We start from the raw sequence: 24,084 nt of genomic DNA, 5'->3' as shown, positions 1-24,084 counted from the left end.
CTTTTTTGTCGCTTTAAAAAACAAGGTATTAAAATTCAATCACTGTTACTTAACAAAACTTTCATGAAAAAAAGTTACAAAAAGTATTTTCATTTCTGAGCAAATGTTGTACATTATCTCTCGTAGGGTACAGAGGTAAGATGTTCTATCTTTCAGACCTTTTGTTTCACGTTATTGGATTAGGCTGATTCAGCCGCCCCAGTCAGTTTTTGACTGGGGCGTTTTTTATTGTGCGCTATACCTTGCAATATATAGCTTTCGTGCTACCTTCATTTTTGATTTTATCCCACACCGTTCTCTTATTTTCTTTTGTCTATTGATTAACCAAGCCACTATTGTGGTTGAAATCCTTTCCAATTGATTCAAATAATAAACTGAATGAATTTGACAGTTTTGTAATAAAGCTTCATTCACAGTTTTATTATTTATAGGCGCAAAGCAAGATGCTTAAAAATAGTTCGTTAAGAGTTTAAGTTGTTTAAATTCAGTATGTTAATGTGCTTTCTTTTGGTGAGTATGGATCAAATTGGAACATGAGAGTTATTGAAATTTATGATGATAGGGTCAATGCTATTAAGGCAATAGTATTAATATCTCAACATTCTCTCCCTTTTCCCCGCTTCGGCGGGGACTTTTATATGGATCAGATGCATATACCTACGTCACTTCAAAGTGCTGTTTCAGCGAGACTGTATTCTCTTTTAGACAAGACGCTGATTTGAAGACTTAGTTATTCTACGTTGAACATCAGTCACACAGTCTAGGAACGAATAAAGCTCTGAATCTTGAACCTTGAGGTCAGTTGGGTATACAGATATAAAAAAACCTACCAGAGCCGGTAGGTTTTTAGAAAATCGTGTTATCAGTTTACGCTTGAGAGTCTTCATTCCCTTCACTGATGTTTTCGTCTGTTTCAGATTCTGTTACTTCCAGCATTGGAGCGTACCATTCATCTAAGCGCTTACGCAGTACATCAACACCCAAACCATTTAACGAAGAGAAAGCATCAATTTGTACGTCTCCAGCAAATAGTGCGGCCGCATCTTTACGAACTTTGAGTACTTGAGCTTTACGAGCGCCACTTTTAAGCTTATCTGCTTTAGTTAATAGGACTTGTACCGGAATAGCACATTCAATGGCCCATTGAACTAATTGTTGATCGAGATCTTTCATAGGGTGGCGAATGTCCATTAGTACAACCAAACCTTTTAGTGATTGGCGTTGCTGTAAGTATTCACCTAAAGATTTTTGCCATTTCTTTTTCATCTCAAGTGGTACTTGAGCAAATCCGTATCCAGGTAAGTCAACGATGTGGCAACCATCGGTAACGTGAAATAAGTTGATAAGCTGAGTTCGTCCTGGTGTTTTACTTGTTTTCGCTAAGTTTTTTTGATTGGTCAATCGGTTTAAAGAACTCGATTTTCCGGCATTAGATCGACCAGCAAAGGCAACTTCAATGCCTTCGTCTGCAGGTAGGTGACGGATGTCTGGGGCACTTGTGACAAAATGCGTGTTTTGGTAATGAATTTTAGCGCTCACTCTGATTACTCCATCTTGACGTTTAACGTCAGTCTTTCTTTATGGTCGACTTTTACCGCAAACCAATAAATATAATTGGTTGAATTAACATAAAAAATATTTAGCTATTTTTGTGTTAGAGCAATAAATATGGATTGCTCCAACGCAGAATCGCGCATTATATCATGACTATTATAAGAAATTATATGTATCGACTAATTCGCGGTTCGTGTTTGATGGGGGGAAGGGGACTAAGAAATGGAATCGTTCTCTCGACCTGATTTAATTCGGAGGCTGAATATCAAACTTTCAATATATGCACATTGATTCTTAATTTACTCATCATACAGTGAATAAACTTACAGACCCAATTATGGAAATGATTCGAATTATTGGCATATCATTCTGATAAATCGAGATTAATGGGGTAGTTGGTCTTGTTGTACAGGATAGGGCGAATTTAGAGTGTGCCAGTAGCGCTTCACCGGTTTCTCGGACTGAACAGGGAGTATTAGAAATCGGGTTATTAGCTTTATCTTGATACCGCTTCACAGGAAGTGAGAACCCTAAAAAAGAGTCTGAAGCATCGACATTGAATCGTTGGATTTAATGTTAATCAGATATTCTATTTAGGGAGAACATAGGATGAATTTCATTACCTGTTCTAGCAAGATTGCAACACTGACTTATATTTTGAGTTCCACTTTAGCCTTCGCAAGTAATCCGATTGTTAAGCATATATATACAGCAGATCCGGCGGCAGCCGTGTTCGATGATACGGTGTACATCTACACTGGGCATGATGAAGCTGATATTGATGAAAGCGCTTACGTAATGGACGATTGGCACGTCTTTTCTTCGCAAGATCTCGTGAATTGGACGGATCATGGTGAAGCTTTGTCTCTGGATGAATTTAGCTGGGCATCTTCTGATGCTTGGGCTGGCCAAGTGATTAAGCGAGGAGATAAATATTATTGGTATGTTCCGGTAAATAATGACGATGATGGGTGGTTTGGTATCGGGGTCGCTGTGAGTGATTCACCAACCGGCCCGTTCCATGATGCTATTGGCCAAGCGTTAGTCACGGATAGCATGACCCCCAACGAAACCCTTGATATCGACCCTACTGTTTTTATTGATAAAGATGGTCAAGCTTACCTGTATTGGGGGAATGCAACAGATGACGGCATCATTAAGATGGCGAAATTGAAAAGCAATATGATTGAGCTTGATGGGGATATCGAGAGTATCGACACTGATCAGGTGCCTTCTTTTACCGAAGCGCCTTATTTACATGAGAGAAACGGAATTTACTATTTATCTTATGCTGCTAGTTGGCCAGAACGTATTGATTATGCGACTGCCGATAACCCGATGGGGCCGTTTACTTATCAGGGGACGATACTTGATGCCGATGATGTCAGCTCGCCTACAAGTCACCAGTCTATTATTCAATATCATGATCAATGGTATTTGGTGTATCACAATGCTGATTTACCAGATGGAGGAGAGTACCGACGCAGTGTAGCGATGGACAAGTTGTATTATGACGATGAAGGAAATATAGAAAAGGTTACACCAACAACAGAAGGTGTGGGAACTGCAGGATTGTCGGGAGAGTATTTGATTAAAAACGAGCAGACAAACTTATGCTTACAACCATTGCATTCCAATGGCTACGACGGTTCAGCATTAGTGCAAAAGCCATGTGATGACTCCTTAACTCAACGTTTTATTTTCCACCACACCTTAGATGATAAATATCAGATTGAACATGAGACAACCCACAAGGTATTAGATATGGGGGATGGAGCATCCAATAATGGTATGGGCGCTGTATTGTGGTCAAATCATGATAGCTTGAACCAATATTGGAATTTGAAAAGTCTGTCAGAGGATGAGTCTGTATATGCCATTAATAATGCGCAAACAGGGCAAACTTTAGTCTCTTTACCCGTTAAGAGCCAAAAGCATCAGACGCAAGGACATTCGCAGCAGCAATGGCGAATAGTCCGTGCTGATACGGTGCAAATTGAACCGCTGAATTATCCTGATACGGTTTTATCCTACCGAGCAAATGGTGTGTGGTTAGAGTCTAGTCCTGAACCTGTGACATCAAGTGAGTTTCATGCAGTCCCAGGGTTGGCCGACGGCAGTGGCGTGTCATTTGCTTCAGTGAAGTTCCCTGGTTATTACCTACGCCACCGTAATTTTGCACTCTACCTTGAGTATGATAATGGTAGCGATACGTTTACTGAAGATGCGACTTTCTATCGTCGAAAGGGGTTAGCTGATGACAGTGATGTATCTTATGAATCCTATAATTATCCTGGCTATTATATTCGCCATCAGTACTACCAATTGAAGTTAGATTCTGAAAGTGACATCTCAGATAATTCGGATGCGACATTTATTGAAGTAAAAGAGTAGATCGGATGTAAATACTTGCATAGCGGCAGTCTTTCTGCCGCTTTTTATCTATTTTTATATCAATTTTTGGGAATTTGTACGTAAACTCTCCACTCTAATTGCGATTTCTGGTATGTTTCGCATCCCATTAGAGGAGCTCAGCTATGCACACTTGTCCTTTATGCCATCATGAAGAAAGTCAGGCATATTTTGAAGATAAATCTCGGTCTTATCTTCAATGTCCTCGTTGTCAGCTGGTCTTCGTGGATCCCGAACAGCGATTAACGTCTGAGAGGGAAAAAGCGTTTTACGATTTACACGAAAATAACCCTGCTGATGCGGGGTATCGTCGTTTTCTATCTAGGGTAGGTGACCCGATGATAAAGCGATTAGAGCCACAATCGAGAGGACTTGATTTTGGCTGTGGCCCAGGGCCAACCCTATCAATAATGTTGGAAGAAGCCGGACATCAAGTTGCGTTGTACGACATCTTTTTCCATCCTGATAGAAGCGTGTTAAGCGAAACGTATGATTTTATGACTGCGACAGAAGTGATAGAGCATCTGCATGATCCTCACACTGTGTGGCAGCAATGGTTGAATTTAGTTAAGCCTGGAGGCTGGATTGGTCTAATGACCAAGATGGTCAAAAACGTAGAGGCGTTTGCTGGATGGCACTATAAGAGCGATTTGACTCATGTGGTGTTTTTTAGTCGAGAGACTTTCCAGTTCCTGGCCGAGCGGGACAAGCTCGAACTTGAATTTATTGGCAATGATGTAATTTTACTGAGGAAGCCCCAGTAATGAGTCGCTCAAAGAAATCCAGAAAACCTGGAATGAATAGTAGTGCAGAGATTATCGTAACCCGTAACCGCAGTGAAGCGGATGTAGAAGGTCGTCTGCGCAAGAAACAGAAGAAGCAAAAAGGTCTTAAAGCTGGTAGTCGCCACTCTGACGCTGTTGCACATAAAGATCAACACGGTAAAACGGTGCGAGATCCTCGTCTTGGTAGCAAGAAGAAGATTCCATTGGTGGTTGAAGCGAAGAAAAAACCGACCAAACAGCAACGTCGTATTTCAGCAGAACAAGAACTGGAAATGTTGGAAAATGACGCGCAGCTCAATGTGTTGCTCGATCGTGTTGAAAACGGCGAGAAGCTTGGTGCTGGTCTACAAAAATACGTGGATGAGAAACTTGATCGTATTGAAGTTCTGATGAAGCAATTAGGTCTCTTCGATGAAGAAGATGATACTGAGGTAGAAGAACCAGAACAGCCAAAAGCAACGACTCATCTTACTCACACTGATGAAGAGTTGTTGGCTCAGTTTGAAGACGTCGATTTGAATCAATATAAAGACTAAGGTGAAGTAATGAATGTAACCCTATTAGCCACTATTGGTGCCATCATCATTATCGGTTTAGCGTCTTACGCGGGTTACCTTCTGCTGAAGTTGAAGAGACAGAAAGCATTACAGGCACACCATCAAATGTTAGCGATTGAAAAACGCAACGCGAACATCTTCGATAGTGTGAATGTTCTTTGTATGGCGGGTATCAATGGTCAATGTGATCTCTCTGAAGCTTCAATTCGAATCTATTGCATTATGGATTATGTTCAAGGTGAGCAGAGAGTTGAGGACTTCGACCAAGCTTATCCCGCTCTTTCTGAGCTTTACCATACTGTGAAAGATATGGCGCGTGGTGAAGAGCGCCAAGCTTTGCCTAAGCGTGAAAGAATGCAGCAGAATCTGGCCCGAATGAAAGCGGAGTCGCGTCTCAATGATGCCATTGTTGAAGAGCTTAAAGGTCTTCAACAGCGCATCGCTCCGTTGAATAATCAGATTAATATCCAATTGGTGTAATTCATAATAGGGCTCAATGCTCTAGATTTTGTCTGATTCAAATTAAGGTATCGGTGACTTACCAATACCTTCTAGTTAGTGATCAAGCTAGCAAATTCGAACATTAAGTCCTCATTTCTCTAATTTGCCACCTGATGTATGCACGTCATGTGGCAAAATATTTTTGTCATAGTTTTTTAGCGGAAAGAATTATCATGTCGTTGTCAGTCGTGCCAAGTCAGCAGATCGTTTGGGATCAAGCCATTTTAGACAAGTACAACTACTCAGGTCCTCGTTATACGTCGTATCCAACGGCGTTAGAGTTTCATGAGGCGTTTACGATTGCTGAATATGATATGGCGTGTACTGAATACCCAGAACGACCTCTTTCGCTTTATGTACACATCCCATTTTGTCACAAGCTTTGCTATTACTGTGGCTGCAATAAAATAGTGACTCGTCACCCTGAAAAGGCTGATGAATATCTTGATATCCTTGAGCTAGAAATTCGTCAGCGCGCATCGTTACTGCAAGGTCGGGAAGTGACGCAGCTACATTTTGGTGGTGGTACCCCAACATTCCTCAGCAAAGCACAGATCAGTCGGGTTATGGGGATCTTGCATGAGGAGTTTAATTTCTCTGGTGATGCCGAAATCAGTATTGAAATTGATCCACGTGAAATTGAGCTCAATATTCTCGACCACTTATACGATGAAGGATTTAATCGCATCAGTATTGGTGTGCAGGACTTTAATAAAGAAGTGCAAAAACTGATTAATCGAGAACAAGATGAACAGTTTATTGTTGATTTAGTTGATCACGCTAAAGAACTGGGTTTCCGGTCAACTAACTTAGACCTCGTCTATGGCTTGCCAAAGCAAACGGCAGAAAGTTTTGCTAAAACGCTACAGCGCATATTAGAAATTCGTCCTGGACGTTTGTCTGTGTTTAACTACGCTCATATGCCAAATATTTTTGCTGCTCAGCGCAAAATCAAAGATGCTGACTTGCCTCACGCTGAAGAGAAAATGGCCATTTTGCAGCAAACGATTGAGACTCTTACCGATGCAGGGTATCAATTTATTGGTATGGACCACTTTGCACTACCAGATGATGAATTGGCGATTGCACAGCGTGAAGGTCGTTTACACCGTAATTTCCAAGGTTACACCACTCAGGGTGATTGTGACTTAGTGGGGTTTGGTGTTTCTGCTATCTCCATGATTGGCGATGCTTATGCTCAAAACCAAAAAGATCTGAAAAAATATTACCAGCAAGTCGATGAAATGCGTCACGCACTGTGGAAAGGATTATCTCTTGATGGTGATGACTTACTACGCCGTGAAGTCATTAAGCAGCTTATGTGTAACTTTAAGCTGGATAAGCAGATGATAGAGCGTCGCTTTAGTATTCGTTTTCATGACTACTTCAAGCAAGATCTAGCGCTATTGCAAACCTTTATTGATGATCAGCTCGTGACCGTGGATGAACAGTATATTGAAGTGACATTGCGAGGGCGCTTGCTGATTCGTAATATCTGTATGTGTTTTGATAAATACTTACGCGCTAAGGCTCGTCAGCAGCAATTTTCGCGTGTTATTTAATGTTTAATATTTATAAAAAACCAGCACAAGAGTGCTGGTTTTTTTGTTGTTGCAGAACACGTTAAGGTAATAAAGATAATGCCTTATTTGCGACCTCTTTAGCCGCTTGTCCCTTGTTTTGTTTTTCTAGCACCTGAGCAAGTAATGCGTAATCGGACACGCTAGAGCGTAAAGATAACGCCCGTTCTAGATGGTGTTGAGCTTCTGACCATTTTTGTTGCTTACTATATAAACGAGCAGCAGCACTATGAGCTTCCGCATTATTATCGTCACGACCTAATTGCTTTAACAACAGAGTTAATGCTGGTTTGATATGGGCCTCATCGAGGTCTGCTAGCAAAATATAAAGCTCAGAGTTTGGTGCCTTCTTGAGCTGTTTGGTCATGAAATCAAAGGCAGGTTGGCCATTGTTAATTTCCAATATATGCTTCGCCATGCAAACCGCAATGGCAGGCTCTTTTTGAGCTTTTCGAGGTATTTGCCCCCAATGATCCCAAAGGTCTTCAACCATATTATGGCGAGTTGCTACTTGTGCTATCAAGCCTTGGTGAGCCTGAACAGTCAACTGCTGTTCTTCTTGCTCTGGTAGGTTGGTATAGCGGTGTAGTTTAGGGAGTAATTCGACTAAAGACTGCCACTTGCCAAGTTGAGCGTAAATACGTTTGAGAAGATTTAACAGGATGACATTGTTTGGATGATCTGCTTGTAATGACTGCAAAACATTCATTGATTGTTCCAATTCACCTTCGTTAAACAGTTGGCGAGCTCGAGTCAATGCTACGGCGAGAGTCGAGGCATTTTGCTCACTGGCGAGCGCAAGATAACGGTCGCGCTTTTTACGATCGCCAATGTTTTCAGCCGCTTCTGCAGCGATAAGATAGCAAAGTAATGGGTTGTCATGGTGTTTTGCCCAACGTATGACTTTTTTCTCCGCTTGCTTATAGTCACCTTCTAATAATTTAATAATCCCTTCATTGGTGAGGCGACGAGAGCGGCGCATTTTTCGCACACTAAACCAGTTCCAAGTATTAAATGTTGTGCTTAAAAGCTTTTTAACGACATACTCAAAGACGAAAATAATCGCTAACAGTGCTATAAATACAATCACTAATGTTGTGACACTCATTTCAATCGTTTTGTGAGCTATTGAAATCAGGACATAACCTTGCTGGCCAGAATATTCAGTCCCGACGAACAATCCAGCGCCCAAAATAATGAACAGAAGAATGGCTTTAATCATTGCTTATCTTCTCCTGTCATTGAGGTGACTTCTCTACGTAGGCGCTCACGAATAATGTCGGAAAGTTGCGCTTGAGACGAAAGAGTCGTTGGGTATTTGACAGTGACTTTTTGTTTAGCAAGCTCAGCTACTGTTGCCCTGAAGTTTTGGACTTGTTTATTATCTGAGTTAAAAAAGGATTGCGTCCATGTATTGGCCGTTTCGAGTGAGTTAGTGAATACTTCTTGTTGACGGTCATAAACGGCACGAATCGCAGTTTCTAGTTTCGCTTTCAGATTTTCTCTTAAGTAGAAGTCTTGTTTCGGTGATAGCAGAGGTACCACATTTCCATCTCGGCTTCGGAATGTAATGAAATTACCCGCAAAGTCTTTAAGTGATGTCAGCAAATTATGTTGCCAATCGTTAATATTTTCAGATACCACATCGTGTTTCTCTTCTTGCGCATCTGGAAGAATAGCGTTCGCTAGCGGTAGCTGATCGATTTTCTGTTCTAAGCTATTTAAACGTAAAACTAAGCCATCTTTATCGATTAACGGAATACCATGTAAGGTCGTAATATCATCTGCCATTGCTTGGCGTAAATTAACCAAACTTGGATCATTTAGTGATGCGATACGCTGGTCTGCACTTTCCATTAACTGGGTTGCAGTTTCTGGGTCGTGCTCAAGGTAGAGTTTGCGGCCAGCCATTTTTACTAAATAATCAGCTTCGGCTAATAACCAATCATTAGGGCGACGACCTTTTACATCCGCGACGGCCATTTGTAGGCTTTCAATACTTTTTTGTTGCTGCTTTAACGCGGTGTCGGTTTTGGTTTTGAGTAGATTCTCCGTGTCATCTAATGACTGTTGGCCTTTGTCTAACTGAGCTTTTAAGGTTTGCTGGGTTTCAAACAACTTTGCCTGTAAGTGGTCGATACGATTTTGATATTGGTGTTGCTGATATTGTGTGTAAGCAAACAGGCTGCCACCGATGACAATCGAAATGGCAATCGCTATGATTCCTAAACGACGACCACTGGCGTTGTTCGTCGGTTCTTTCTTGGCTGCAGAAGTAGTCGCAGCAGAATATGACGGTGAAGATGACTCAGTCGAAGAAGGGGTCACCTCCTGCTGATTTTCAGGTTCTTTTTGCGGATTATTGTTGTTACTTGTCATTGCTAGAGTCCTGTCGGTTAGGGCTGTAGAGCCGCCACTAAATCTGAATTATGAGCACTTCCGGTTGAGATGACGTCTATAAACCCCATACTTCGGGCTTGTGTTGCAATACGTTCACTAGGCACTAATAAACGTTGCTGCCATAACCAATTTTGGTCATCTCGATTAACTTGTGAAACAAAAAACTGCAGTTGTTGACCACTGGTTATCACCAAAGTATTTACTTTGGCATCACGCCAAGCAGCCACGGCCTTATGACTATCAAAAGGGCGATCTGTTCGCCTATATACCTCTTTATAACTGACAATGGCACCGTGTTGCGTCAAGGTATCGTAAATCACTTCGCGTCCGCCGTTACCGCGCAAAATCAAAACTTGGCATTTTTCAGCATGTTGCAATTGAGATAATTGGAGCAAGTGTTCACTATCGCTAATCTCTGGGTAGTGTACTTTGTGTCCACTTGCTTTGCTTAAGCTGCTCGCTGTTTTTTGACCGACGGCAAGGTATTGACAGTGGCTAGGCCAACTTAGCTTATTCTGAATGAGGTATTGGTGACTGTATTCAACCGCGAATTGGCTCACTGCAATAACAATATGGCTTCGTTCTAGAGCTTGAGGCAGTGAGGAAAGGTCGGGCCCTTCTTCTATATCTATTAATGGATGATAGAGAGCTTGTATGCCTTGTTGTTGGAGCTGCTTACACAGCTCCTTGCCCGCTGGTTCTGGGCGAGTCACCAATACGGTGTTCATTTACTCGTGCTCAGTATAAAGCTTGGTGAGGATATCTTTAGCGCCTTGCTCTAATAATTGGTTAGCTAAAGTAATTCCCATTTTTTCAGCATCTTGGCGTTGACCACGAATTTCTCCTCGAACAATCTTAGAGCCATCTGGTTCACCAACTAAAGCTCGTAACCAAAGTTCATCTCCTTGGATTTCTGAGTAGCTACCAATAGGTACTTGGCAACCACCTTCAAGGGTAATATTCATTGCACGCTCACAAGTCACACGGTCTGCCGTTTCAGCATGATTTAACGGGGCAAGTAGTGCTCGCAACTCCATATCATCTAAACGACATTCAATACCTACAGCGCCTTGACCAACGGCAGGTAATGATTGTTCTGGTTCGATAAAACTACGAATTCGTTCATCTAACTCCAGACGTTGTAGCCCGGCTGTTGCAAGAATGATGGCATCGTATTCGCCAGCATCTAATTTGCCTAAACGAGTGCCCACGTTACCGCGAAGTTCTTTGATAATAAGATCTGGGCGCGCTTCTTTTAATTGGCATTGGCGACGTAAACTACATGTACCCACTGTTGCGCCTTGTGGTAGTTCATCTACGTTATTGTAGGTATTAGAAACGAATGCATCACGTGGATCTGCACGCTCACAAATGGTGACCAATCCTAATCCTTCAGGGAACTCAACAGGGACATCTTTCATGGAGTGAACCGCAAGATCAGCGGTGCCTTCTAGCATTGCAAGTTCTAACTCTTTTACGAATAACCCTTTGCCACCAACTTTTGCTAGTGGAGTATCGAGAATAACATCACCACGAGTCACCATTGTGACCAACTCAACTTCTAATCCTTCGTGAGCGGCTTCTAATGCGTCTTTGACAAAATTAGCTTGCCATAAAGCGAGTGGACTTTTTCGGGTTGCAATTCGAATTGGGGTCGTGCGTGTCATGAGTTATCCATAAATCTAGAGAAAATTACTCTAATCCTACCATTTCATCGACCAAAAACTCACTACTAGATTTTAGCTGTCCATTTTCAAGAGGTGGTTTGTTTGCAACAAACAAAATAATGTGATTTGTATCTCGTTTGAAATATGCACTATATTATATCCAAGTGTCTTTTAGATGTTGGCTCATAAGGCTGGGTTAGGTATCTTAAGGCAGCTTGACGGGATAACCGATCAGCGTCGTGACTAATGGACTTAAACGACTACTAAATTAGTGATAGCCCTTTGGTATAACTTCGCTCAACATAGCTTTACCGTGATTGATTAAAGTGTTAAATTGATCACGTTTTATTGGCGCGTTTGTTCGTTTTATGAACGATGTATGCTTTGTTTGATGTACCAATCAGGATATTACCTTGCGGTCTTACACAACGACTTTAATTCAACGAGTAGATAAGCTGAACCAGCAACGAACAGAACGTGCGCTGGCGCTTATGAATTTGCAGAGTCAGCGTGTTTTTCATCTTATTCCGCTTTTGCTGCATTACAATCATCCGCAGATTCCCGGGTATTTTGATGCGCAGGTTCCTTGTGGCATTTATCAATTTGATTTTAATGAGACACAGCAACAGTTCGTTCAAGACCTACATCTGACCGCCGACACTCCTCTAGACCCCGTTCTCAATTGCGATATTCTTGCCCTATACACTATGGGTAGCACTTCATCTATTGGCCAAAGCATTTCCAGTGATTTGGATATCTGGGTGTGTGTGTCGGCTGATATGTCGTGTGAGTTACGTGAAAATTTAAGTAATAAATGTTTATTGATTACTGAATGGGCGAAAGGTCAGGGCGTAGAAGCGAATTTCTTCATTATGGATGAAGAGCGTTTTCGTCATGATCAATCGGATGCAATGACAGGGGAAAACTGTGGGTCTTCACAGCACCTTCTGTTACTTGATGAGTTTTATCGTTCAGCTATGCGTCTTGCGGGTAAACGTCTGCTTTGGCATATGGTTCCTCCAGAAATGGAAGAGTGCTACGACGATTACGTTAATGAGTTGGTCCGTCACGGATACCTTGATCGAGATGAATGGATTGATTTCGGTAAATTGACCGGAATTCCTGCCCAAGAATATTTTGGGGCGAATTTGTGGCAATTGTATAAAAGTATCGACTCACCTTATAAATCGGTATTGAAAGCGATTTTGTTGGAAGCGTATTCGTGGGAGTACCCACACACTCAATTACTGAGTGTGGATACAAAACGGCGTTTTTTTACTCACGAACCCGATTTGTACAGTATGGATGCGTATTATTTAATGCTCGAAAAAGTAACCCGTTACTTGGAGCGTATAGGTGATACGTCACGATTAGAGTTAGTAAGACGCTGCTTCTATCTGAAAACCCATGAAAAGCTGTCTCGTGAGCCTGGCGTCGGGTCATTACCATGGCGCAGAGCCGTATTGCAAGAATTGACGGCACAATGGCAATGGCCTTTGGATGTGATTCAGCACCTTGATAATCGCCGTCACTGGAAAGTAGAAGAAGTTAAAGTGATGCACCATGCATTGCTGGATGCTTTGATGCAAAGCTATCGTAATTTGATTCAATTTGCTCGACGCAATGACATTACTTCTGCAATCAGCCCGCAAGATATTTCAATTTTAGCTCGTAAGCTTTATGCGGCATTTGAAGTGTTACCAGGCAAGGTTACGCTGTTAAATCCTCAGATTTCCCCAGATTTACATGAGCCCGACCTCTCTTTTATTGAGGTTTTACCTGGATGCGCCAATAAACCGGGGTGGTATCTTTATAAGCAGCCTTTAGTGGCTAAGCGCATGATTGGTCAGCGCTGCTTAGAACAAAATGAATATTTAAGTAAGCTGGTGGCTTGGGCTTTTTTTAATGGTTTGATTACTGAATCGACTCGCTTACATTCTGTGATTAAAGATGCTCATCTAGATATTGATAAGTTCTATCAGATGGTTAGCGACTTACGTAACACCTTTTCTCTTAATAAACGTCGCCCGACAATGCAAGCTCTGGCGAGTCCATGTGAAATTAGCCAATTGGCGATGTTTATTAACTTTGAAAAAGACCCTACGGCGGATTTACAAAATAAAGCCTTAAAAGTCGACCTTAAACATGTTGATATTTTGAGCTTCGGTGAAGATCCTCAAAGTTTGATTGGCAGTGTCGATTTGGTTTATCGCAACTCATGGCAAGAAGTGCGTACACTGCATTTTCGTGGTGAGACTGCGATGATTGATGCGCTAAAAACAACGTTAGGAAAGATGCATCAGGATGCGTTGCCACCCGAGTCAGTCGATGTATTTTGCTACAGTAAGAATTTTCGCGGTGTAATGCGTAATTTAGTTTATCAATTACTGGCAGAGTGTATTGATCTGCGTTTGAAGCCAATGGAACAAGAGCAACGTCGCCGTTTCAAAGCATTGCGTATCGGCAAACAGATGTATGGTCTGTTCTTTGAGCGTCGCGGTGTCTCCGTACAAAAACTGGAAAACTCTGTCGATTTTTATAGCAGTATTTCTAGTAGTAAGCTCAGTGGTTCACCTTTATTGATGTTAGATAAAGAAGACGATTTTCATTTACCGGATGTTGTGGATGGGTTCGCAAGTGAAGGGTTAGTGCAATTCTTTTTTGAAGATACCGATAAGGGATTCAATATCTATGTGTTAGATGAAGTCAATCGTGTTGAAGTTTATCATCAATTCAGTGGTGAAAAAGACGAAATGATTGCTGCTGTGAACGGGTTCTACACGTCGGTAAAAGATGATGACAATATTGCCGCTAAGTTTATTAACTTTAACTTGCCACAGTATTACCAGATAGTTCACCCAGAGGAGGGTGATTCTTATGTGGTGCCATATCGGAATGACTCAGCGGTTTATTCCAAGCCAATTAAAGCGGTAAGTGCATAGAAATTCATAATATATAAATAAAAAAAGAGCAATTTAATGCTCTTTTTTTTTTGGTTAATCTTCCCACTCAATATGTTCACCAGCATGCTTTTCGCATTCGGTTTTTACCATGGTGATAAACTCAATGCCTGTTTTTGTGCATAGCCAATTATTTCCATCGTAGCGGAAATGAAAGCCGCCAGCCCTTGATGCAAGCCAGATCTCTTTCATTGGTTCTTGGCGGTTGATGATGACTTGACTGCGATCTTCAAACTCCAATGTAAGCACATTTCCTACGCTTTCGTAATCGATATCAGCCCCTGAGTTATCTATCATTTCTTCTAGGGTTTCTAGTTGAGCATCTACCAGTTGATGAAATTCAGTTTCATTCATCTTGTCTATCCTATTGCTTTTCCTGACTGTGGTGCGATTATAGGGGGCATTGATGAAATAATCACGAATTGCAAAATGAAAAAGACCATCACCGCGCTGTTTTTGTTATCCACACTGGTATTGGCTGGCTGTGGCCAAACTGGCCCACTTTATATGCCGGATGACTCTCAGCAGAACTCACAAACACAGTAAATTCAATACTATAGAGAAAGGAAAAAAATTTGGATTACTTCAATTATCAGGATGATGGCCAACTTTGGGCTGAAAACGTTTCGTTGACTCAATTGGCTGAGCAATATGGTACGCCGTTGTATGTTTACTCGCGCGCTACTTTAGAACGTCATTGGCATGCGTTTGATAAATCGGTAGGTGAGCACCCACATTTGGTGTGTTATGCAGTGAAAGCCAATTCTAATATTGGCGTACTTAACGCATTAGCTCGACTTGGTTCAGGTTTTGATATCGTATCTGGTGGTGAACTGGAACGTGTTATCGCTGCCGGCGGTGATCCTGCTAAAGTTGTTTTTTCTGGTGTCGGTAAAACTGAAGCAGAAATGAAGCGAGCACTGTCGCTCAAGATTAAATGTTTTAATGTTGAATCCGAGCCTGAGCTTGAACGTTTGAACAAGGTTGCGGCAGAAATGGGTGTGATTGCACCGATTTCACTACGTATCAACCCAGATGTCGATGCTAAAACTCACCCTTATATTTCGACAGGGTTGCGTGATAATAAATTTGGTATCGCATTTGAACGTGCTCCTGAGGTGTATCAATTAGCTCAAAGTCTTGAAAACCTTGAAGTGAAAGGGATTGATTGCCATATCGGTTCACAATTAACGGCGATTGAACCATTTATTGATGCGACTGACCGTTTGTTAGCTCTGATTGATAACTTGGTTGCTCAAGGCATCCAGATTAAACATTTGGATGTCGGTGGTGGCTTGGGTGTGGTTTATCGTGATGAATTACCGCCTCAACCATCTGAATACGCGAAAGCGCTGTTATCTCGTTTGGAGAATCACCAGCATCTCGAATTAATCTTCGAACCAGGGCGTGCGATTTCTGCAAATGCTGGCGTATTGCTGACTAAAGTTGAATTCCTTAAACACACAGAGCATAAAAACTTTGCCATTATTGATGCGGCAATGAACGATTTAATTCGTCCCGTACTTTACCAAGCATGGCAAGATATCGTACCTGTATCTCCACGTGAAGGAGAGGCAAAAGAGTATGATTTGGTTGGGCCAATTTGTGAAACGGGTGACTTCCTAGGTAAAGATCGCTCTTTGGTTTTAGAGTCTGGTGATTTACTTGCAGTTCGTTCGGCTGGTGCTTATGGTTTCGTCATGGCTTCAAACTATAACACCCGTGTTCGTGCGGCCGAAGTAATGGTGGATGGCGATAAGTCACACTTAGTTCGTCAGCGTGAAGAATTATCTAGTTTGTGGGAACTAGAGAGCATTTTGCCGGAGTAAATGACACGATATGCATTTTCATTTTTCTAAAATGCACGGATTGGGTAATGATTTCATGGTTGTGGACTGCATTACCCAAAACGTCTTTTTTTCTCCTGAATTGATCCGTCGTTTGGCGGATCGACATACTGGAGTGGGGTTTGACCAACTATTGGTGGTTGAAGCTCCCTATGATCCAGAAACCGATTTTCACTACCGCATCTTTAATGCTGATGGTAGTGAAGTAGAGCAGTGTGGTAATGGTGCTCGTTGTTTTGCGCGCTTTGTTCGTATGAAAGGGTTGACCAATAAGTTCAGCATTAATGTGAGTACGAAAAAAGGCAAAATGGTTCTACACGTAGAAAATGATGATCAAATTACGGTTAACATGGGTGTGCCAGAATTTGAGCCAACCAAAATACCGTTTAGAGCGAAACAGTCGGAAAAAACATACATTATGCGGGTTGCGGAACAAACGTTATTCTGTGGCGCTGTCAGTATGGGCAACCCACACGTCGTGACCGTTGTGGATGATGTCGTGACTGCGGCTGTTGAGACGCTAGGGCCGTTGCTTGAATCTCATGAACGTTTCCCTGAACGTGTTAATGCCGGTTTTATGGATATTGTTGACCGCTCTGAAATCAATTTGCGTGTTTATGAACGCGGTGCTGGTGAAACACAAGCTTGTGGTAGCGGTGCCTGTGCAGCGGTTGCTGTTGGTATTGTGCAAGGAATCCTTGATGAGCAAGTTACAGTTCATCTGCCTGGCGGTTCCCTCGTCATTAAATGGAAAGGTCCGGGTAAACCCCTGTTTATGACAGGTCCTGCCGTGCATGTTTTTGATGGCCAACTTTCTTGTTAATGAGGAGCAATTTTGTCTCAACCTCAAGCGGATGCGCTGACGGCGCAAGTAGTCGAAGAATATTTACGCGATAACCCGGATTTCTTTAAAGATAAACCGGAGCTAATAGACCATTTAGCACTTCCTCATCAGCAAATGGGAGCGGTATCGCTTGTCCATGTACAGATGTCTCGTCAGCGTCAGCGTATTGAAGAATTAGAAGAAGAAATTACGGCCTTAATGTCGTTAGCGGCAAACAACGATAAAACCTTTCATGAGTTTATGGAGTTACAAGAGCAACTTCTTAATTGTGAAGCTTTGTGTGAAGTGGTTGCCGCGATAAAAGAAAAAGCGCAAGAGTTAGGGCTAACTGCCTATCTACGTTTGCTCGATCATCGTTATGAACCTTTGCATATTAGCCGGGATAACTGGCAGCGCTTTGCGACTAACCACTTTAATGGTAAAGATGCTTATCTTGGGCGTTTACGAAAAAGCGATTGCCAGCGATTGCTTGGCGAGCATGTTATTGCACCAGAGCTAGGTTCATTTGTCGTGTTGCCATTAACTAAAGGTCAGCCTCAAGGTGTCTTGGCGTTTTCTAGTGCTGATGGAGGACATTTTCAGCCTCATATGGATACCTTATTCTTGCGCCATTTAGCTCTTGTGGTGTCACATTTAATAGATACATTACCTTGGCAATTGGCCGATGAAGAACGATTTAGTCAACCCTCTGCCTAACGCGTTGCAAGCTCCTCTTAATCGATTTTATGAGTATTTGAGGAGTGAGAAGGGCCTGAGTTTACATACACAACGTAATTACAAGCAACAACTTGAAACCATGGGGCATCATCTGTGTGACCTCGGTGTGAATAGCTGGTCTCAAGTTGATGCTGCATGGGTGAGGCAACTAGCCAGTAAAGGAATGCGTGATGGTATGAAGGCGAGTAGCTTAGCGACTCGTTTGTCATCATTGCGCAGCTTTTTTGATTTTTTAATTCTTCGTGGTGAATTAACGGCGAACCCAGCAAAAGGGGTCTCAGCGCCACGTAAAAAGCGCCCTCTACCTAAGAATCTTGATGTGGATGAGGTGAGTCAGCTTCTTGAAGTCAATGAAGACGACCCTTTATCTATTCGCGATCGGGCCATGATGGAGCTTATGTACGGTGCTGGGTTACGTTTAGCTGAAATGGTATCTATCAATGTCAAAGATCTTAATTTTGGCGCAGAAGAAATTCGTGTTGTAGGTAAAGGGGATAAGGAGCGCATCGCCCCATTCTCGGGTGAGGCTAAAGAATGGGTATCTAAGTGGTTGAAACTACGCAATGGTTTTGCGCACCCCGATGAGAAAGCCTTATTTGTCTCTAAGTTAGGTGTGCGTATTTCACACCGTAATGTACAAAAACGCATGGCGGAATGGGGACAAAAGCAAGCCGTAGCAAGCCACATTAGCCCACATAAATTGCGCCACTCATTTGCAACTCACATGCTTGAATCCAGCAATAATCTGCGTGCTGTGCAAGAATTATTAGGGCACGAAAATATTTCTACAACGCAAATTTATACACACCTCGATTTTCAACATTTAGCGCAAGCATACGATCAAGCACACCCGCGAGCACATAAGCACAAGAAACCGAAGGAGTAGCCATGTTCATCTATCGTAATCTGTCACCAATAAAGGCTATGACCTTTGATTTAGATGACACGCTTTACGATAACCGTCCAGTAATACGTCGGTTAGACCAAGAAGTTCGGGCCTGGTTATACGAATATCACCCCGTGGCGGCAACGCAAGATGAACAATGGTGGGGGAAGCTAAAACTCCAGTTAGCGGCTGATAATCCGTGGTTAAAAAATGATGTTTCTTTGTGGCGCTTCACTCAAATTAAGCAAGGCCTGATTGTACTTGGCTATAGTGAATCTCAAGCAGTTGATGCGGCGGAACAGGTTATGGTGCAAGTTAATCATTGGCGAAATTTAATCGATGTTCCACATGAAACACATCGAGTGATGCAAGCATTAGCGCAAAAAATCCCCTTAGTTGCGATAACCAATGGTAATGTTAGTGCAGATAAGATTGGGATAAGTCACTATTTTAAGGCTGTATTACGAGCTGGGCCTGATGGTTTTGCCAAGCCCCATCAAGATTTATTCGATAAAGCTCAAGGCATACTGAATGTGCCCAGGTCATCTATTTTACATGTTGGTGATCATCCAGTAACGGATGTCGTTGGGGCAAAACAAAATGGATTGCAGGCATGTTGGTTTAATGACCAATCGCAATCTGCGTTTGATACCACGCGTTTACGTTTGTTACCTGATTTAGAAATTCACCGTTTGGAGTCGTTATTGCTGCTAGTTAATTAATGTTCAGCTAATTAGCCTTAACGGATTTAAGCCATCGACGCTGAGACGGATAGAAAGATGCTGACAACTTCATTTGTTATTGAGTCCGATGCAACTCATCGTGAACTGCATAAAGCTTTGAAAGAGATATCTATCGCGGCCGATTGCGAGGTTCTTGTTCAGCTATTCTCAAGTCAAAGTCCCAACATTGTGCAGTCGATGGCAAACATCATTCTTGCCGTTTTCCCTCGTGCACATCTCATCGGTATGAGTACCACTCAGGTGATCCATCATGGCGATATCTTTAGTAATCAGACGTTAGTATCCATTAGTCAACTGCAGCAGACGACTTTAACCAGTGCGAAAGTATTGTATGGTCGAGACCCTGTTAGAGATGGTTATGATCTGATGAATCAGCTCGAACTAACGGATGATTCAAAATGTATTATCAGCTTTGCTGATCGAATGAATAATGAGAGCTATGAACGGTTTAAGGTTTTTGATCAGCGGGAAAAAGTTGTCCCTATTACGGGGGGGACATCGGTGCCTACTGAATACGGCCAATGGGTGTTATTCGGCAATCAATGTTATCAAAATGCCATTGTCGCGATTGCTCTCACGGATAAAACGCTGTTTTTTGAAGTGGGTGGCTATAAGCAATGGAATCCTATTGGGCGTTCGTTTCGAGTAACGAAAGCAGACGGTAACTTTGTTTCAGGCATTGATAATAAACCAATTGAAGACTTATACCGTTATTACCTCAATTACGGTGAACAGTTAGATTGCCAACTGTTAAAAAGCTTTCCTCTAGTAAAAGAAGGAAAAGAAGACCAAGACGTATACATTCCGCAAGTTTTTCGTGATGGGGCAATCCAATTTAGTAATCGATTGATGATTGGCGATGAAGTTAGGTTTTGTTTTGACCATCCGTCTTTGACATTGGAACAGGTGAAAATGGGTGCTCATCGGCTGAATGAACAAACTCCCGAAAAAATCTTTGTGTATAATTGCATTACCCGTCTGCGTTTTATTGAACACAATAAAGAGCTACAACCTCTGCAAGGTGTCACTAATATTTGTGGATGTTATTGTATGGGGGAGTTTTGGCATGATGGCTCTCATCAGCGAGTGATGCACCATAGTATGACGTACTTGGCTTTACGAGAAGGTGATGTGCAGCCTCACAGTGACAAACAATTCTTATCTGCCCCAAGTCGAGGAGTCACCGCTCCGCTGTTCAGTTTAATTCGGAATGCCTTTTCCGATATCGATATGCTCAATAAAGGTTTAGAGCAAAAAATACAGCGTCAGGCATCATTGCTGACAGCCAGTTATCGGATTGATACTCGAACCGCATTACCGAACCGCTCTGTATTGCAAGAGCATTTAAGTGGTATTCGTGATCATGAGCACTTACTCACTTTGAAAGTGACTAACTTCAGTCAAATCAACGAAAAATATGGTTATAAAGTTGGCGACAAGCTGTTATTAGATTTGAGTGTTCATTTTCAATTACACATCAATCAAAATATCAGTGTGGAATGTAAGTTGTATGCGATTGGCGTAGGCGAGTGGGCTGCGACCTTTTCTAGCCATAAAGACTCAGAGCTGATTCAAAAAGAATTTGATTGTTTTGTGGATGAACTCGAGCATGTCAATTTTGAACCCTATGGCTTACCTGAGATGGATTACTTGTCTATCTCGTTATGTGCAGGGTTAGTGAGTCGTCGTGATTTTCCCGGCCAAACGGCGGATGATCTATTGTTACGTTCTATTGAAGCTCGGCGTTATGCCTACAAAAATAATCTTCATTTTTGTAATGCACTTTCTTTAGTCGGACAAGATGAAGTGCGTCGTGAGCAACTAAAATGGCTATCTTATGTCAGCCGAGCTGTTCTTGATAATAATGTGCTGATATATAGTCAGCCGATATTTGAAGCGGGCACCCATAAGAAGGTTTCTCAAGAGTGTTTAGTTCGCTTGGAAGAGAAAGGCGAAATTATTTTACCGGGGCGTTTTTTACCTGTCATCGCGGGTACCCATTTATATACCCGACTTAGCCATCAATTGATCTCTCGCATTGGTGAATTTATGCGAGAAAGGGACGATTCTTTTTCGATCAATCTTTCACCGCAAGATTTAATGAGTGACCACACACTTGCCCATTTAGAAAATATGGTGAGAAGCTTGAATGCTCCTGGGCGATTTGGTTTGGAAGTGCTCGAGACTGAGCAAATTAAAGATTACGGGCGCATGATTGAAGTGTGTGATCATTTTCGTTCACTCGGGGCGAAAATTGTTGTGGATGATTTTGGCTCTGGTTATTCCAATATTGATGAAATCGTTAAACTTGAACCGCAAATCATTAAGCTTGATGGCAGCCTTATTAGAACCATAGACAGTGATCCTAAGCAGCGTAAAATTACCGAGCAGTTAGTGAAGCTTTGTCACGTGTTAGATGCTCAAACCGTGGCAGAATTTGTTCATAACGAGCAAGTGTGTCGAATATGTGAAGATATTGGTGTCGATTATTTGCAAGGATTCTATTTAGGAAAGCCTGCGCGGCTAGTTTGAGAATTTTAGTTTCCTTGCCAAGCGTGGCCACTTTTATCTGCTTTAAGCACCAGAGAGTAATGGTGTAAAAAAGATTCTAAAGCGTCGGCATTGTTATCTTCATCTTGTAAACGCATCAATAAAGCTGCGACCTCTAACGTGCATAAATTGCCGGGTTTTTGATTACGTCGTAGCTGATAGTGTGAGGTCAATGTTTGAGTAGGCAAAGAAACACAAGCGATATTTTGTAACCATGGGCTCTTACGCTTCATCTTTTTGGCTTCCTGCCATGTCCCATCTAACACAATAAAATGTGGGGTTTTGTTGTGCTGTTGACAGAATATTAATGCTTCCTCGACAGGAATACTTTCCTCATCAGGATACACGACCATTGAGTAGAGTTCAGTTTGATTAAGCTTCATCACTAATTCTTTATTTGGTTCAGTGCGTTGCCATACATATTGCTCACAAAAAGGCAGTGACTTTAATAGCCATTGTCCTGTATTTGTCTCTCGCTCTAGCTCGTTTTCGTGCATCAGTAAGGATAAATGGAGTGTGCTGTTGCAGTGAGGAATAACATCACAAATGCACTGATGTTGCAGACCGCAGTTAGCACAGCCTTCACTCATAGTTTTGCTCCTGAATTAACGGTATCGTCGTCTGAAAATAAGGTGACATCCGGAGAGGGTACCGTTGCAAGAGGTGACTTATCAAGTTGATAATGTCCAGACTTCATCTGTAATTGTTGCCATTGTTTCGAGCCTTCCTCGATAACGAGTAAATTGCGCCAACCGTGGTTAGACATATGGCTGACTTGAATTGGTGACATGGCGGAAAATTTGCTATTGAATTTCCATTGGTGATTGACGTTACTAAACAGCAACATTGTACAGCTGTTGTGTTCACAGATATCTGTTTTTACTACCAATTCAGGATTGTCATCACCATTGAGGTCATAAGTGAGCCAACGATAGTGGTGGCCTTCTAATGAGAATCGATGTGTGGCTTGATATTCACGTAGAGTTTGGTCAACTCGCTCCTCATATTTACCTGAAGAAGAGTACAGACGTTTACTCTGTGGTTTTTGTTCAAGCCCAAATGAGTCATGATAATCTTTATACAAAACGAGCCCACCGTTAGCAATCGGGTAAATGGTATTACCCACTTTCTCTTTTTTGGCAATTAGAGTGCTTTCATCGTGGCCAAAAATTCGTTGCGTAACTAAATATTGTTGTTGATGACGAGTCATGATGACTTGGCTTTGCTCAGTATTTAATACTTGCCAGAATCCCTTCTCAACCACATCCGGATCGCCATTACTGTAGCTATAGCGTGTTACTGCGGTGTGATCGTCTCCAAGTAGCATACTTACGGTAAACCCTTGGTTTTGAGTTGAGCTTGCGTAGTAGACTCCTGCCCACTCTAAACTGGCGTCGGAGTTACCTAAGACGGCACAACCTAAATAATTTTTATCTGCTACTTTTAGCTCGGCATGCCAACCGTATACAGCACCCGCATTTTTATTTTCACAACGTTCAGCGGTCAAACGCAGATCACCTTTATCTAACGTGTAGTGGCGTGTGTTGGCTGAGGTTTTTAACTCTTTTATGGTGAAGGTCTGTTGCTGTCCTGAGGCTGAATGAAGTACGAGGCCGGGCTGGGTAAATTGCAATGACCAAGTCTCTGGAGTTGCACCAAAAGATCGGGTAGATAATGGGTAAAATTTGCAGCGATTAGGTTCTTTGCCATTAAGGGTATTAATTTGAGTCACCACGAACCGAGCGGCATAGTCGCCGTTGTAACCAGTCTGACTTGGTGGCAGTAAATATCCTACCAGTTCACCATAAACAGGTTCATAAGGTGCTTTTTCTACTGATTCAACGCTTTGCTGAAGTGACTTTGGAATCTGCAAACGAAATTGTTGTTGGCTACCACATGGCGTGATGGTTTGTACACCTGAACCTGCCACAACCGAACCTCTTAAAATAAACGGCTGTGGTTGTATTGAAGCTGGGTCTTCTAATGTAGCAAGCTTTGGCTGCGGTGTGGTGGTCATTGATGAACAAGCAGCCAGTCCTAAGCTGCCCAAGGTGATGACTAGGTTTCTTAACGCCTTCATG

General features: G+C 42.2%; 22 protein-coding genes. 14 read left to right on the top strand and 8 right to left on the bottom strand.

Features of this window, described 5'->3' with window-relative positions; genetic code table 11:
• Nucleotides 1-140: 140 nt before the first annotated feature.
• Nucleotides 141-188 (top strand): small protein SpfP, encoded by a 48-nt coding sequence (spfP, locus tag F9817_RS24605; RefSeq protein WP_438356636.1) that lies wholly within the window; start codon nucleotides 141-143, stop codon nucleotides 186-188.
• Nucleotides 189-867: 679 nt separating this feature from the next.
• Here the strand turns inward: spfP and yihA are convergent.
• The gene (gene yihA, locus F9817_RS15100) at nucleotides 868-1,539 is read right to left on the bottom strand and encodes a ribosome biogenesis GTP-binding protein YihA/YsxC (RefSeq protein WP_161157000.1); all 672 of its coding nucleotides are present in this window, start codon (nucleotides 1,537-1,539) and stop codon (nucleotides 868-870) included.
• Between the two features lie 624 nt (nucleotides 1,540-2,163).
• Here yihA and F9817_RS15095 point away from each other — a divergent pair.
• From F9817_RS15095 to hemN, 5 genes are all read left to right on the top strand, one after another.
• The gene (locus F9817_RS15095) at nucleotides 2,164-3,948 is read left to right on the top strand and encodes a family 43 glycosylhydrolase (RefSeq protein WP_161156999.1); all 1,785 of its coding nucleotides are present in this window, start codon (nucleotides 2,164-2,166) and stop codon (nucleotides 3,946-3,948) included.
• Nucleotides 3,949-4,091: 143 nt separating this feature from the next.
• Nucleotides 4,092-4,730, top strand: a complete 639-nt coding sequence (locus tag F9817_RS15090) for a class I SAM-dependent methyltransferase (RefSeq protein WP_161156998.1) — start codon at nucleotides 4,092-4,094, stop codon at nucleotides 4,728-4,730.
• Nucleotides 4,730-5,287, top strand: coding sequence for a Der GTPase-activating protein YihI (gene yihI / locus F9817_RS15085; protein ID WP_161156997.1), 558 nt, complete (start codon nucleotides 4,730-4,732; stop codon nucleotides 5,285-5,287). Before F9817_RS15090 ends, yihI begins: the two co-directional genes overlap by 1 nt.
• Before the next feature lie 9 nt (nucleotides 5,288-5,296).
• Nucleotides 5,297-5,788, top strand: a complete 492-nt coding sequence (locus F9817_RS15080; protein ID WP_161156996.1) for a DUF2489 domain-containing protein — start codon at nucleotides 5,297-5,299, stop codon at nucleotides 5,786-5,788.
• Nucleotides 5,789-5,982: 194 nt separating this feature from the next.
• Nucleotides 5,983-7,371: an oxygen-independent coproporphyrinogen III oxidase gene (gene hemN, locus F9817_RS15075; RefSeq protein WP_161156995.1), complete on the top strand. Its 1,389-nt coding sequence runs from the start codon at nucleotides 5,983-5,985 to the stop codon at nucleotides 7,369-7,371.
• Nucleotides 7,372-7,432: 61 nt separating this feature from the next.
• Here hemN and F9817_RS15070 read toward each other — a convergent pair whose 3' ends face one another.
• Genes F9817_RS15070 through hemC form a run of 4 tightly spaced genes read right to left on the bottom strand, consistent with a single transcriptional unit; the run spans nucleotide 7,433 to nucleotide 11,456 of the window.
• Nucleotides 7,433-8,611 carry a heme biosynthesis protein HemY gene (locus F9817_RS15070; RefSeq protein ID WP_161156994.1) on the bottom strand — a complete coding sequence of 393 codons (1,179 nt, stop codon included), beginning with the start codon at nucleotides 8,609-8,611 and terminating at the stop codon, nucleotides 7,433-7,435.
• A complete protein-coding gene (locus F9817_RS15065) occupies nucleotides 8,608-9,768 on the bottom strand; it encodes a uroporphyrinogen-III C-methyltransferase (RefSeq protein WP_161156993.1) in 1,161 nt (386 codons plus the stop codon). Before F9817_RS15065 ends, F9817_RS15070 begins: the two co-directional genes overlap by 4 nt.
• A 17-nt stretch (nucleotides 9,769-9,785) precedes the next feature.
• A complete protein-coding gene (locus F9817_RS15060; protein WP_161156992.1) occupies nucleotides 9,786-10,517 on the bottom strand; it encodes a uroporphyrinogen-III synthase in 732 nt (243 codons plus the stop codon).
• A complete protein-coding gene (hemC, locus tag F9817_RS15055; RefSeq protein WP_161156991.1) occupies nucleotides 10,518-11,456 on the bottom strand; it encodes a hydroxymethylbilane synthase in 939 nt (312 codons plus the stop codon).
• Between the two features lie 413 nt (nucleotides 11,457-11,869).
• Between hemC and F9817_RS15050 the strand changes: the two genes are divergently transcribed.
• A complete protein-coding gene (locus tag F9817_RS15050) occupies nucleotides 11,870-14,398 on the top strand; it encodes a class I adenylate cyclase (RefSeq protein WP_161156990.1) in 2,529 nt (842 codons plus the stop codon).
• Nucleotides 14,399-14,452: 54 nt separating this feature from the next.
• Here the strand turns inward: F9817_RS15050 and cyaY are convergent, their stop codons facing one another.
• Nucleotides 14,453-14,770: an iron donor protein CyaY gene (gene cyaY / locus F9817_RS15045; protein ID WP_161156989.1), complete on the bottom strand. Its 318-nt coding sequence runs from the start codon at nucleotides 14,768-14,770 to the stop codon at nucleotides 14,453-14,455.
• Between the two features lie 75 nt (nucleotides 14,771-14,845).
• On the opposite strand from cyaY, the gene lptM reads away from it, so the two are divergent.
• Genes lptM through F9817_RS15010 form a run of 7 tightly spaced genes read left to right on the top strand, consistent with a single transcriptional unit; the run spans nucleotide 14,846 to nucleotide 21,985 of the window.
• Nucleotides 14,846-14,962, top strand: coding sequence for an LPS translocon maturation chaperone LptM (lptM, locus tag F9817_RS24540; protein WP_408063536.1), 117 nt, complete (start codon nucleotides 14,846-14,848; stop codon nucleotides 14,960-14,962).
• Between the two features lie 29 nt (nucleotides 14,963-14,991).
• A complete protein-coding gene (gene lysA / locus F9817_RS15035; RefSeq protein ID WP_161156986.1) occupies nucleotides 14,992-16,245 on the top strand; it encodes a diaminopimelate decarboxylase in 1,254 nt (417 codons plus the stop codon).
• 10 nt (nucleotides 16,246-16,255) lie between these two features.
• The gene (dapF, locus tag F9817_RS15030; protein ID WP_161156984.1) at nucleotides 16,256-17,086 is read left to right on the top strand and encodes a diaminopimelate epimerase; all 831 of its coding nucleotides are present in this window, start codon (nucleotides 16,256-16,258) and stop codon (nucleotides 17,084-17,086) included.
• Between the two features lie 12 nt (nucleotides 17,087-17,098).
• On the top strand, nucleotides 17,099-17,803 hold the full coding sequence (locus F9817_RS15025) for a DUF484 family protein (protein ID WP_161156982.1): 705 nt from the start codon (nucleotides 17,099-17,101) through the stop codon (nucleotides 17,801-17,803).
• Nucleotides 17,772-18,710, top strand: a complete 939-nt coding sequence (xerC, locus tag F9817_RS15020; protein ID WP_161156980.1) for a tyrosine recombinase XerC — start codon at nucleotides 17,772-17,774, stop codon at nucleotides 18,708-18,710. The genes F9817_RS15025 and xerC overlap by 32 nt, the downstream gene beginning before the upstream one ends.
• A 2-nt stretch (nucleotides 18,711-18,712) precedes the next feature.
• Nucleotides 18,713-19,432: a 5-amino-6-(5-phospho-D-ribitylamino)uracil phosphatase YigB gene (gene yigB / locus F9817_RS15015; protein WP_161156978.1), complete on the top strand. Its 720-nt coding sequence runs from the start codon at nucleotides 18,713-18,715 to the stop codon at nucleotides 19,430-19,432.
• A 57-nt stretch (nucleotides 19,433-19,489) separates the two neighbouring features.
• Nucleotides 19,490-21,985 (top strand): bifunctional diguanylate cyclase/phosphodiesterase, encoded by a 2,496-nt coding sequence (locus F9817_RS15010; RefSeq protein WP_161156976.1) that lies wholly within the window; start codon nucleotides 19,490-19,492, stop codon nucleotides 21,983-21,985.
• A 5-nt stretch (nucleotides 21,986-21,990) separates the two neighbouring features.
• Here F9817_RS15010 and F9817_RS15005 read toward each other — a convergent pair whose 3' ends face one another.
• A complete protein-coding gene (locus F9817_RS15005; protein ID WP_161156974.1) occupies nucleotides 21,991-22,593 on the bottom strand; it encodes a tRNA-uridine aminocarboxypropyltransferase in 603 nt (200 codons plus the stop codon).
• Complete coding sequence (locus tag F9817_RS15000) at nucleotides 22,590-24,083, bottom strand: hypothetical protein (protein WP_161156972.1); 1,494 nt, start codon at nucleotides 24,081-24,083, stop codon at nucleotides 22,590-22,592. Before F9817_RS15000 ends, F9817_RS15005 begins: the two co-directional genes overlap by 4 nt.
• Nucleotide 24,084 lies beyond the last annotated feature (1 nt).

It is taken from the genome of Vibrio eleionomae, from assembly GCF_009874545.1.
Classification (GTDB): Bacteria; Pseudomonadota; Gammaproteobacteria; order Enterobacterales; family Vibrionaceae; genus Vibrio; species Vibrio nitrifigilis.
Note: the sequence above shows the minus strand (reverse complement) of the source record. Positions and strands in the feature narration are given on the sequence as shown.